The sequence below is a fragment of the Dryocola boscaweniae genome (assembly GCF_025215095.1).
Classification (GTDB): domain Bacteria; phylum Pseudomonadota; class Gammaproteobacteria; order Enterobacterales; family Enterobacteriaceae; genus Dryocola; species Dryocola boscaweniae.
This window is the reverse complement of the sequence record NZ_JALHAP010000082.1, coordinates 53,934-66,238: the sequence shown is the minus strand read 5'-3', so window position 1 is coordinate 66,238 and position 12,305 is coordinate 53,934. Positions and strand designations below refer to the sequence as shown.

Here is a 12,305-nt window from a genome sequence, read left to right as displayed (position 1 = left end):
TTTCTATCCTGCGTTGAATTGAATTACTTCTTCGCGCCAACGGTCTCTTCAAGCCAGGCTTTGAAATCTTCGCCAAGGGTCTTGTGACGGATGCCGTATTCCACAAACGCCTGCATGTAGCCCAGTTTATTACCGCAGTCATGGCTCACGCCTTTCATGTGGTAGGCTTCAACAGTCTGTTTTTCCATCAGCATAGCGATAGAGTCGGTCAACTGGATTTCGTCGCCAGCGCCCGGAGGCGTTTTGGACAGCAGCGGCCAGATGTCAGCGTTAAGCACGTAACGGCCTACAACGGCAAGGTTTGATGGAGCCACGTTGGCTTTAGGTTTTTCTACGATACCCACCATCGGCACGCTGTCGCCTTCGTTTAACTCAACGCCTTTACAGTCAACAACGCCATAGGCGGTCACATCTTCTACAGGCTCGACCATAATCTGGCTGTAGCCGGTAGCATCAAAACGTTTAATCATCTCTGCCAGGTTGTCCTGGGAAAGATCGGATTCGAATTCGTCGAGAATCACGTCCGGCAGGATCACCGCCACTGGCTCATCGCCGACAACCGGATGAGCGCACAGCACCGCATGACCCAGGCCTTTGGCCAGACCCTGACGAACCTGCATAATGGTGACGTGCGGCGGGCAAATCGCCTGAACTTCTTCCAGCAACTGACGCTTAACGCGTTTTTCCAGCATGGCTTCCAGTTCGAAACTGGTATCGAAGTGGTTTTCGATGGAGTTTTTCGAAGAGTGAGTAACCAGAACAATTTCAGTAATACCTGCCGCGATACATTCATTCACGACATACTGAATTAAGGGTTTATCTACCAGCGGCAGCATCTCTTTCGGAATTGCCTTGGTAGCTGGCAACATACGCGTTCCTAATCCCGCAACAGGGATTACTGCTTTTCTAACTTTAGAATTAATGGCAGCCATTGAAAAACCTCCTGGACTGTTCAAGTGTTAAACTTGTTCGTCAATTTAAAAACGCGTTCGAGTATATCAGCTTAAAAAGTAAATCTGCCGCTGATTACCTGCGGCGCGGGTAATTTAAGACTAATACGAATCGGTATGGCGCGATATTACCACCAGCCCAGGCGGGGGAGAAAAGCTAAATGTAATCAGTGAGTCAGGTGCTCATTCCGCAGACAACATTAAGCGTAAACGACCACCTGCGCCCCACACCTGGCACTGCCAGGCGTCGCAACGCTGGCTGATTTGGTTGAGATAAGTATTGCCCAGAGTGCCTAATGGCACACCATTACTGACCTGAATTTGATGCTCGCCGGTATTTAACGTTGCGTTAAGTCCGGCGGAAACCAAAATGAGGTTTTTTAATGCACTATGGTAATAACCAACAATGAGCGGAAATTGTCCGGTCAGATTTGCCTGACGCAATAACTGATTCACTTGTTTGAGCAAACTACCTAATTCCGGCAGGCGCTGACGCTGATGGGAAAGTTGTTCCTGGAGCAGGCCATTAAAAAGCGCGCGCAGCAATAATGCCGCCAGCACGCCGTTATCTCCGGCACGTGTGACATCAAGACAATAAAAGGCGAGATCGTTTTCAGATAAGGGCGCGATATCAAGCACGAGACCGGGTTGGTCGGCCGCGACAAGCTGGCGATAGTTAACCCGGCAATGGGACATGACCTGCTGAACCGGCGGCTGTAGTTCCTGGAGCAGTTTCGCCGCAGCCTGTGGATCGCTTACCAGCGCATCCCAGTCCTGGAAAAGGCGCTCTTCCTCCTCGACGCGAGAATTAAACATAGTCGGATAGAGGCAGGCGAAAACGGTTTCACGCAGGCGGTTGAGATCTTTTATCGGCTTAAGCAGAACGTCCTGCACGCCCAGGCGCAACGCCTTAGCGATGTCCGACATATTTTCCGTCGCGGAAATCACAAGAATAGGGATCTGGTTGCCCTCGTTGCGGATATGCTCAACCAGTTTCAACCCGTTCATACGCGGCATGGCAATATCGCAAATCAGCAAATCAGGAGACACACCCAGCATTTTCTCCAGCGCATCAACGCCGTCCCACGCTACGGAGGTGATGGCACCAAGCGAGGAAAGATAGCTGTCCAAAAGGGAGCGGAATACGGGCTCATCCTCAACGATGAGAATTTGTTTTCCCGCAAGTGGCTGTGTCATGCTCTCTCCTCTGACTGGCAATAAGTAAATAGTGGCATGGTATGGCTTTGAGCGCCTGTCAGAATTACCTGAAGATGTGTAAAAACCCAATACTCAGTCATGAGTACGGACCAGCGGTAGCAGCTCATCCATCTTTTTTTCTACCGCCTGAGAACCGGCGGTGATGGCTTCGGCTGCGCGATGAAAATCGAGCGTAGAGATTTGCGGACAAAATGGCTGGAGCAAAATATCCGGCGGGTCGCCCGCCATGCGGTTACGTTTCAGGCGGTTTTCCAGCACCTGAATCGACGTGGTCATGATTTCCATCGCCGTCGGCGTCGTGAAGGTTCGCCGGTTTTTCATTTTTCCCAGTTGCTCACGCAGGCGGCCGCGCCAGGTGGCGGGTTGTCCAATCTCTTCGGTTATCGGTCCGGTCATATTCACAGACAGCAAATCCTGTTGCATCAGATGCGCGTCATGCTGCAAATCTACTGCGATGACGATATCAGCGCCTAAAGCGCGAGTTAGTGAGACAGGAACAGGATTCACCACGGCTCCGTCCACAAGCCAGTAGCCGTTATAACCCACAGGTGAAAGCAGACCCGGCATACTGCACGAGGCTCGCACGGCCTGATGTAAATCGCCATCGGTAAACCACAGCTCTCGCCCGGTACTCAGGTTACATGCAACGGAACCAAAGCGCAGGTGACAGGCTTCGATTGATTCTTCAGGGATAATTTTGCGAACGTTGTTAAAAACTCTTTCGCCGCGCAGTAAGCCTCCGCGACGCCAGGAAAGATCCATCAGACGTAAAACGTCCCAGTAGCCAAACGATCTGACCCAACGTTCCATCACAGGCAGCCTGTTGCAGGCATAAGCGGCGCCGACCAGCGCCCCTACCGAACATCCTGCTACGATATCAATCTGAATGCCTGCCCGCTTTAACGCATTGATCACGCCAATGTGCGCCCAACCTTTTGCTGCTCCCGACCCTAACGCCAGGCCGATTTTTACCTGTCTCATTCCGCCTCGGTCAATCTCTTCAGGATTTTCATCCCGTGGCGCCTTCGCCACTGCTCGGTTAACATAACGCTGCCTGGCGTCATTACGCCATTTTCTATTTATAAGGAGTTACTGTGGCGCAACTTTGTCCTTGTGGCAGCGGTCTGGAGTATAGCCTATGTTGCCAGCCTTACCTACGCGGGGAAAGCCTGCCCACGACGCCAGCTCAGCTTATGCGTTCACGCTACAGCGCATATGTGATGCAGGACGCGGAATATCTGCTGGCAACCTGGCATCCGACGGCGCGTCATGAAACGTTAAGCGCCGATATTTCTGCCAGTTTTATCGGTACGCAATGGCTGGGTTTAACCCTCTTTGAAGAGACCAGTGGCCGGGACGACAATGAAGGATATGTCAGTTTTGTTGCGCGTTTCGAAGATCGGGACCGCGAAAGCGCGATTATCGAACGTTCCCGTTTCTTAAAAGAATCTGGTCAGTGGTATTATGTCGACGGTACGCGCCCGCAGTTGGGTCGTAACGACCCTTGCCCTTGCGGCTCCGGGAAAAAATTTAAAAAATGTTGTGGGCGGTAAGCTTCAGAACCGTAACCACACTCTTGTTTAGCAAACACAGTTCACAGGATTTACCAAGCGATGCAAGCACTGCAACGAAAAGTTCTCCGCACTATCTGCCCTGACCAGAAAGGCCTGATCGCCAGGATCACCAACATCTGTTACAAGCACGAATTAAACATCGTGCAAAACAACGAATTCGTCGATCACCGCACCGGCCGCTTTTTCATGCGTACCGAACTTGAAGGGATCTTCAACGACGCCACTCTGCTTGCCGATTTGGACGGAGCGTTGCCTGAAGGTTCCGTACGCGAACTGACGCCGGCCGGCCGTCGCCGCGTCGTCATTCTGGTCACCAAAGAAGCGCATTGCCTGGGCGATCTGCTGATGAAAGCCAACTACGGCGGCCTTGACGTTGAAATCGCCGCCGTTATCGGCAATCACGATACGCTACGCACGCTGGTTGAACGCTTCGATATTCCTTTCGAGCTTGTCAGCCACGAAGGCATGACCCGCGAAGAACACGACACGCAGATGGCAGATGCTATCGCTGCTTATGAGCCGGATTATGTTGTGCTGGCCAAATATATGCGCGTGCTTACGCCTTCGTTCGTATCACGTTTCCCTAACCAGATAATCAATATTCACCACTCGTTCCTGCCGGCATTTATCGGCGCACGCCCTTATCATCAGGCGTATGAGCGCGGCGTGAAGATTATCGGCGCCACGGCGCACTATGTGAATGATAATCTGGACGAAGGCCCAATCATCATGCAGGACGTGATTCATGTGGATCACACTTATACCGCAGAAGACATGATGAGAGCTGGCCGCGACGTGGAAAAAAATGTGTTAAGCCGCGCCCTGTATCAGGTTCTGGCCCAGCGTGTTTTCGTGTACGGCAATCGCACCATTATTCTGTAACGCCCGCAGATGAATTGTTTAGCTTTACAACGTTACGCGTAAAAAAACGGCAGACGATTCATTTTCTTACAGTGAAAGCTTTACAGCGGCGCTTCATTTGATATGATGCGCCCCGCTTCCAGCCTAAGGAAGCAGGCCAGTAAATGTTATACCCCGTGGTGGGGTTCCCGAGCGGCCAAAGGGAGCAGACTGTAAATCTGCCGTCATCGACTTCGAAGGTTCGAATCCTTCCCCCACCACCATTTACAAACTCGTATTAATCATCAAACGAGCAACTCTCTTCCAGATTTTTCATGGGGAAGAACGAGAAGCTTCGATTAAGGTTCGAGTCGAACGTAGTGAGACAACGTTGCATCAGCAACGGTCATCCTTCCCACTCCGTTCTGATAACCAGCTCCAGTCTGGTTTATCTGAAAATAAAATACCCCAGGCGGGGTTCCCGAGCGGCCAAAGGGAGCAGACTGTAAATCTGCCGTCATCGACTTCGAAGGTTCGAATCCTTCCCCCGCCACCATCTTCTGAAAGTCTTCAGACTTATTCCAAATCGCACATATCCCATATTCCCATTAGTGAAATATTCGCAACCTTATTACGCGTGCGAAATGCACGGTGAATGACGCATTCGCATCCAACCTACTCTATTTCTGGTTTTGGCCCCCTGCTCACTTCCGAATTTTGTAGGGCGGGTAAACGAAGATCCACCCGCCTGAACCAAACAACGGGCAAAAAAATACCCGGCCGAAGCCAGGTATTTGTCACTCTTTACGCAACGCTCAGCGACGGGCGCGAACTACCTGGTACTTACGCGTCAGATATTCAACCGGCGCGCTCCACACGTGCACCAGACGGGTGAACGGGAAGAGTAAGAACAGCGTCATGCCCAACACTAAATGCACGCGGAAGATAAACGCCACGCCGTCCAGATGCTCAGATGCACCGCCCTGGAAGGTGACCACCGTCTGCGCCCAGCCCACCAGTTTCATCATCTCGCTGCCGTCCATATGCTGTGCCGAGAATGGGATAGTCAGCAGACCCAGCGCGCACTGAATCATCAGCAGGCTTAAGATCAGAATGTCGGCCACGGTAGAGGTCGCACGGATACGCGGATTGAACAGACGACGTTTAAGCAACAGCAAACCGCCTACCAGAGTCATTACTCCGCACGCGCCGCCGGCAATCATCGCCATTTTTTGCTTCACATCGACAGGTAAAAAAGACTCGTACATCCAGTGTGGGGTCAGCATACCGAGTAAGTGACCGGCAAAAATGCCCAGAATCCCAATGTGGAACAGGTTTGACGCCAGGTTCATGCCTTTTCTGTCGAGCATCTGGCTGGAGCCTGCTTTCCAGGTGTACTGGCCGTAGTCATAGCGCAGCCAGCTACCGAGCAGGAAAACCGTACCGCAAAGGTACGGATAGATGTCATAGAAGAACACATTCAGAAAATGCATTATCACTCTCCTCCAATATTCAGATACTGCGGAGCCACAGCCCCGGCAAAACGACGCTGGTGACTGGTGATTTCGGACTCACCGCAGCCCTGGTCGGCAATAAACTTCACCTGCTCTTCTTCCCACACCGCATCCAGCGCCTGTGGCGTATCGTCACGTGCTTCGTCAGCGATTTGCTTGCTTACGCTATCAACCGCCACGTTGCTTTCCGACAGGCCAAGCAACACGTCAAACAGCACGGCGTAATCACTTTCACGCTGTTTCAGACGTGCGCTTAACAAGGCCAGAATCGGCGCGACGTCCTGCAAACCGCCACGCGCTTCCGCAGCCGGACGCTGCGACAGATATTCAAGATAAAGCGGCAGATGATCCGGCAGCTCGCGACTGTCGATTTCCATACCAGCCTGCTCGTATTGCCCCATCAGATTGACCATCGCCTGACCGCGATCGCGCGACTCGCCGTGAACGTGTTCAAACAACAACAGAGATGTCGCACGCCCCCTGTCGAACAATTCGCTGTAGCTCGCCTGCGCGTCCAGCAAATCACGGCCACACAGCGCCGCGATAAAATCTTTAAGCTGCGCAGCTTGTTGCAGATTCAACGCCTCGCCTTCTGCCAGCGCATCGTGCAACTCCTGTTGATGCTGCCACAGGGCAGCATCCGGGTACTCAAGCAGACGAGAAATAACCAGAAGTTCAATCATGCGTGTGGCTCCGTTTTATTGGATACATCAATAGCGTCGATGCGTTTGCTATTGAACAGATTGAACTTGCTGTCGCTGCCGTGACAGCCATCGCCGAAGCTGAAACCACAGCCGTTACGCTCAGGGAAAGCATCCGCCGCCAGTTCGCGATGGCTGGTTGGGATCACAAAACGATCCTCGTAGTTAGCGATAGCCAGATAGCGATACATTTCCTGCGCCTGCGCTTCGGTCAAACCGACTTCCTCCAGGGCGCTGATATCGTGAACGCCGTCTACCGTTTCGGCACGTTTATAATGACGCATTGCCATAATGCGTTTCAGCGCGCTGATAACCGGCGCGGTATCACCCGCGGTCAGCAGGTTTGCCAGATATTCAACCGGAATACGCAGGCTCTCCACGTCAGGCAAAATACCGGTGTGCGGCAACTGGCCCGCGTCAGCCGCGGACTGAATTGGCGACAGCGGCGGTACATACCAGACCATTGGCAGCGTGCGGTATTCAGGATGCAGCGGCAGCGCGAGCCTCCAGTCAATCGCCATTTTGTAAACCGGCGATTGCTGAGCGGCATCAATAACGCTCTGTGGAACGCCGTCTTTCAGCGCCTGTTCAATAACAGCCGGGTCGTTCGGGTTCAGGAACACGCCCAGTTGACGTTCGTACAGATCTTTCTCATGCTCGGTGCTTGCTGCTTCTTCAATCGCATCCGCATCGTAGAGCACCACGCCAAGGTAACGAATACGGCCCACGCAGGTTTCGGAACAGACCGTCGGCATACCGGCTTCAATACGCGGGTAGCAGAAAATGCATTTCTCAGACTTGCCGGTCTTCCAGTTGAAGTAGATCTTTTTGTAAGGGCAGCCGGTAACGCACATGCGCCAGCCGCGGCATTTGTCCTGATCGATAAGCACAATGCCGTCTTCTTCACGTTTGTAGATTGCGCCGCTCGGGCAGGTCGCCACGCACGCCGGGTTAAGGCAGTGTTCGCACAGGCGCGGCAGATACATCATGAAGGTGTTTTCAAACTGGCCGTACATCGCCTTCTGCATGTTCTCGAAGTTCTGATCTTTGGCGCGTTTTTCAAATTCGCCGCCGAGGATCTCTTCCCAGTTCGGACCCGCTTCGATTTTGTTCATACGCTGGCCGGTTATCAGCGAGCGCGGACGCGCTATCGGCTGATGTTTCCCTTCCGGCGCGTTATGCAGATGCTGGTAGTCATAATCAAACGGCTCGTAATAATCATCGATGCCCGGCAGATGCGGGTTAGCGAAGATTTTACCCAGCAGCATGGCGCGGTTGCCCATGCGCGGCTGCAGTTTGCCGTTGATTTTACGGATCCAACCGCCCTTCCATTTCTCCTGGTTTTCCCAGTCGTTCGGATACCCGATACCCGGTTTGGTTTCCACGTTGTTAAACCACGCGTACTCCATCCCTTCGCGGCTGGTCCAGACGTTTTTGCAGGTCACAGAACAGGTGTGACAGCCGATGCATTTATCAAGATTCAGCACCATGCCGACTTGTGAACGAATTTTCATTTTACGCTCTCCTGTTTCTGGTCGTTGCCTTCACCGTCTAACCAGTTAATGTCTTTCATCTTACGAACCACCACGAACTCATCGCGGTTTGAACCCACCGTACCGTAGTAGTTAAAGCCATAGGCCAGTTGCGCGTAGCCGCCAATCATGTGCGTCGGTTTCGGGCTAATACGGGTTACGGAGTTATGAATACCGCCACGTTGACCGGTGATTTCAGAACCCGGCAGGTTCACGATACGTTCCTGAGCGTGGTACATCATCGTCATGCCTTCCGGCACACGCTGGCTGACGACCGCACGCGCGGTAAGCGCACCGTTTTTGTTGAACACTTCAATCCAGTCGTTGTCTTCGATACCCAAATCTTTGGCATCGGTTTCACTCATCCACACAATCGGGCCGCCGCGCGAGAGCGTCAGCATCAGCAGGTTATCGCTGTAGGTTGAGTGAATGCCCCATTTCTGGTGCGGCGTCAGGAAGTTCAACGCTTTTTCCGGGTTACCGTTGGATTTTTTGCCCATCACGCCTTTCACGGAGCGGGTATCAATCGGCGGACGGTAAACCAGCAGGCTTTCGCCGAAATCACGCATCCACTGATGATCCTGATAGAGCTGCTGACGGCCGGACAGCGTGCGCCATGGAATCAGCTCGTGGACGTTGGTATAGCCAGCGTTGTAAGACACGTGCTCATCTTCAAGACCGGACCAGGTCGGGCTTGAGATGATTTTACGCGGCTGCGCCTGAATATCGCGGAAGCGGATTTTTTCCTCTTCTTTATTCGTCGCCAGATGCGTATGGTCGCGGCCGGTAAACTCGCTGAGCGCAGCCCAGGCTTTCACCGCAACATGGCCGTTAGTTTCCGGCGCAAGTGTCAGGATCACTTCGGCGGCGTCAATTGCCGAGTTAATCATAGGCTGGCCTTTCGCCGGGCCTTCTGCCTTGGTGTAATTCAGCTTACGCAGCAGATCCATTTCGGTCTGCGTATTCCAGGCAATGCCTTTACCGCCGTTACCGATGGTTTCCATCAGCGGGCCAACGGAAGTAAAGCGCTCATACGTCGCCGGATAATCACGTTCAACCGTGACCAGATGTGGAGCGGTTTTACCCGGAATGAGATCGCACTCGCCTTTTTTCCAGTCCATTACGCCGAATGGCTGGGCCAGTTCCGCTGCGGAATCATGCTGGATTGGCAGCGTTACCACGTCGGTTTCTTTCCCCAGATGGCCTACGCACACTTCAGAAAATTTCTTCGCGATGGCTTTATAAATCTCCCAGTCGCTCTTCGATTCCCAGGCGGGGTCGACGGCGGCAGAAAGCGGGTGAATAAACGGATGCATATCCGAAGTATTCATATCGTCTTTTTCATACCAGGTGGCGGTAGGCAGGACGATGTCGGAGTACAGGCAGGTGCTAGACAGACGGAAGTCGAGCGTCACCACCAAATCCAGCTTGCCGTCGAGGCCGTTGTCCACCCACTCAACCTCTTGCGGCATTACGCCGCCTTCTTTGCCAAGATCTTTGCCCTGAATACCGTTTTCGGTGCCGAGCAAATACTTAAGCATGTATTCATGCCCCTTACCGGAAGAGCCCAGCAGGTTTGAACGCCAGACAAACAGGTTGCGCGGATGGTTATTGCCCGCATCCGGCTGTTCAGCCGCAAAACGAATGTCGCCGCTTTTTAACTGCTGAACGGTGTAATCAGCCGGGCTCATGCCAGCCGCTTTTGCCTGAGCCGCAATGGTTAGCGGGTTAGTGTTCAACTGTGGAGCTGACGGCAGCCAGCCCATACGTTCAGCACGCACGTTGAAGTCAATCAAATGGCCGCTGTAGCGGGATTTATCCGCAAGTGGAGAAAGCAGTTCTTCCGCCGTCAACGACTCGTAGCGCCACTGGCTGGAGTGGTTGTAGAAGAAGGAGGTGCTGTTCATATGGCGTGGCGGACGCTGCCAGTCAAGGGCAAACGCCAGCGGAGTCCAGCCGGTTTGCGGACGCAGTTTTTCCTGGCCCACATAGTGCGCCCAACCGCCGCCGCTCTGGCCAACGCAGCCGCAGAAGATCAGCATATTGATCAGCCCGCGGTAGTTCATATCCATATGGAACCAGTGGTTCATCCCTGCGCCGACGATGATCATCGAGCGACCGTGCGTCTTGTCGGCGTTATCGGCAAACTCACGTGCGATACGGATAATGTTCTGACGGGAAACGCCGGTTATCTGCTCGGCCCAGGCCGGGGTATAGGCTTTCACATCGTCATAGCTTGTCGCACAGTTTTCATCGTTCAGACCGCGATCCAGACCGTAGTTGGCAAGGGTCAGATCGTAAACGGTGGTCACTAATGCGCTGGAACCATCGGCCAGTTGAATACGTTTCACCGGCAGTTTATGCATCAGCACGTTATCAAGCTTAACGTTGCTGAAGTGTTCGCTGCTTTCACCGCCAAAGTAAGGGAAGCCGACTTCCGCTACTTCATCATGGCTGCCCAGCAGGCTCAGGCGCAGTTCGGTTTCTTCGCCGCTGGTGCCGTCGCGCTGCTCCAGATTCCATTTGCCCTTCTCGCCCCAGCGGTAGCCGATGGAGCCCGTAGGCGCCAGCAGATCGCCGCTCTGATTATCTACAGCAACGGTTTTCCACTGCGGATTATTTTCCTGGCCCAGGCCATCCACCAAATCAGATGCGCGCAGCATACGGCCAGCGGCATAAAATCCGTCGCGATCTTCGAGCATGACCAGCATCGGCATATCGGTATAACGTCGAACGTAGTCGGTGAAATACTGGCTTGGGTTATCCAGATGGAACTCGCGCAGCATCACATGGCCCATCGCCAGCGCCATTGCGGCATCGGTACCCTGCTTCGGCGCCAGCCACTGGTCGCACAGCTTAGCGATTTCAGCGTAATCCGGCGTCACCGCAACGGTCTTGGTGCCTTTGTAACGAACTTCTGTGAAAAAGTGGGCATCCGGCGTACGAGTCTGAGGAACGTTAGAACCCCACGCGATGATGTAGCTGGAGTTGTACCAGTCCGCGGATTCCGGCACGTCGGTTTGCTCGCCCCAGGTCATTGGCGACGCAGGAGGCAAATCGCAATACCAGTCATAGAAGCTCAGGCAGGTGCCGCCAATCAGGGAAAGGTAGCGCGCGCCGGAAGCGTAAGAGACCATCGACATTGCAGGAATCGGTGAGAAGCCGGCGATACGGTCAGGCCCGAAAGTTTTTGCGGTAAAGACGTTTGCCGCAGCGATCAGCTCGTTCACTTCCTGCCAGCTCGAACGGACAAAACCACCGCGACCACGGGCTTGTTTATAACTTTTCGCTTTTTCCGGGTCGTTGATGATAGAAGCCCAGGCGTTGACCGGATCGGCATGCTGAGTTTTCGCTTCGCGCCACAGCTTGATAAGACGCTTACGCATCAGCGGATATTTCAGGCGGTTAGCGCTGTAGAGATACCAGGAGTAGCTGGCGCCTCGAGGGCAGCCGCGCGGCTCATGGTTTGGCATATCGGGACGGGTGCGCGGGTAATCGGTTTGCTGGGTTTCCCAGGTGACCAGGCCGCTTTTAACGTAAATCTTCCAGCTACAGGAACCGGTGCAGTTTACACCGTGGGTGGAACGCACAACTTTATCGTGCTGCCAACGCTGGCGGTAGCCTTCTTCCCAATCGCGATTGGTATCAAGCAGTTGGCCATGTCCATCGGCAAAGGTTTCACCCTTCTGTTTGAAGTAACGAAACCGGTCAAGAAACTTGCTCATCGGGGTTCTCCTGATGTGGAGCCTGGAGGCTCTTCTGGTGAAATCGACATTGCTGATTTGGCTTGCAAGTTAACGTGCTCATATAAAGAGATAATTGATAACGATCAACTGCGTAGATGTTGCTTGTCTGGCAAAGCGGCCCATATACCACCAAAGGATAATTCGCGATAAAAAGACAACTACTTGTTTTAGTTGTATTTATTATTGATTCCAATTTGTTGTGAGTACAAAAATCAACGACAGAGGTATTA

9 protein-coding genes and 2 tRNA genes are annotated in these 12,305 nt (G+C 53.2%); 4 read left to right on the top strand and 7 right to left on the bottom strand.

What is annotated here, in order from left to right; genetic code table 11:
• Positions 1-23 precede the first annotated feature (23 nt).
• From galU to rssA, 3 genes are all read right to left on the bottom strand, one after another.
• Entirely contained in the window at positions 24-932 is a 909-nt protein-coding gene (gene galU, locus MUA00_RS17675; RefSeq protein WP_271124311.1) for a UTP--glucose-1-phosphate uridylyltransferase GalU, read from the bottom strand.
• Between the two features lie 201 nt (positions 933-1,133).
• Positions 1,134-2,147, bottom strand: coding sequence for a two-component system response regulator RssB (rssB, locus tag MUA00_RS17670; protein WP_271124310.1), 1,014 nt, complete (start codon positions 2,145-2,147; stop codon positions 1,134-1,136).
• A gap of 93 nt (positions 2,148-2,240) precedes the next feature.
• The gene (gene rssA, locus MUA00_RS17665; RefSeq protein ID WP_271124309.1) at positions 2,241-3,149 is read right to left on the bottom strand and encodes a patatin-like phospholipase RssA; all 909 of its coding nucleotides are present in this window, start codon (positions 3,147-3,149) and stop codon (positions 2,241-2,243) included.
• Between the two features lie 113 nt (positions 3,150-3,262).
• Here rssA and MUA00_RS17660 point away from each other — a divergent pair, with 113 nt between their 5' ends.
• The 4 genes from MUA00_RS17660 to MUA00_RS17645 all read left to right on the top strand — a co-directional run bounded on the left by MUA00_RS17660 (position 3,263) and on the right by MUA00_RS17645 (position 5,138).
• Entirely contained in the window at positions 3,263-3,721 is a 459-nt protein-coding gene (locus tag MUA00_RS17660) for a YchJ family protein (protein ID WP_271124308.1), read from the top strand.
• Positions 3,722-3,781: 60 nt separating this feature from the next.
• Positions 3,782-4,624: a formyltetrahydrofolate deformylase gene (gene purU, locus MUA00_RS17655; RefSeq protein ID WP_271124307.1), complete on the top strand. Its 843-nt coding sequence runs from the start codon at positions 3,782-3,784 to the stop codon at positions 4,622-4,624.
• 157 nt (positions 4,625-4,781) lie between these two features.
• Positions 4,782-4,866: transfer RNA gene (locus MUA00_RS17650), tRNA-Tyr, on the top strand.
• A gap of 187 nt (positions 4,867-5,053) precedes the next feature.
• Positions 5,054-5,138 (top strand) — tRNA-Tyr (locus tag MUA00_RS17645).
• Positions 5,139-5,397: 259 nt separating this feature from the next.
• Here the strand turns inward: MUA00_RS17645 and narI are convergent.
• Genes narI through MUA00_RS17625 form a run of 4 tightly spaced genes read right to left on the bottom strand, consistent with a single transcriptional unit; the run spans position 5,398 to position 12,054 of the window.
• On the bottom strand, positions 5,398-6,075 hold the full coding sequence (gene narI, locus MUA00_RS17640; RefSeq protein ID WP_271124306.1) for a respiratory nitrate reductase subunit gamma: 678 nt from the start codon (positions 6,073-6,075) through the stop codon (positions 5,398-5,400).
• A 2-nt stretch (positions 6,076-6,077) separates the two neighbouring features.
• The gene (gene narJ, locus MUA00_RS17635; protein ID WP_271124305.1) at positions 6,078-6,779 is read right to left on the bottom strand and encodes a nitrate reductase molybdenum cofactor assembly chaperone; all 702 of its coding nucleotides are present in this window, start codon (positions 6,777-6,779) and stop codon (positions 6,078-6,080) included.
• The gene (gene narH / locus MUA00_RS17630; RefSeq protein ID WP_271124304.1) at positions 6,776-8,311 is read right to left on the bottom strand and encodes a nitrate reductase subunit beta; all 1,536 of its coding nucleotides are present in this window, start codon (positions 8,309-8,311) and stop codon (positions 6,776-6,778) included. The genes narJ and narH overlap by 4 nt, the downstream gene beginning before the upstream one ends.
• On the bottom strand, positions 8,308-12,054 hold the full coding sequence (locus MUA00_RS17625; protein WP_271124303.1) for a nitrate reductase subunit alpha: 3,747 nt from the start codon (positions 12,052-12,054) through the stop codon (positions 8,308-8,310). Before MUA00_RS17625 ends, narH begins: the two co-directional genes overlap by 4 nt.
• Between the last annotated feature and the right edge of the window lie 251 nt (positions 12,055-12,305).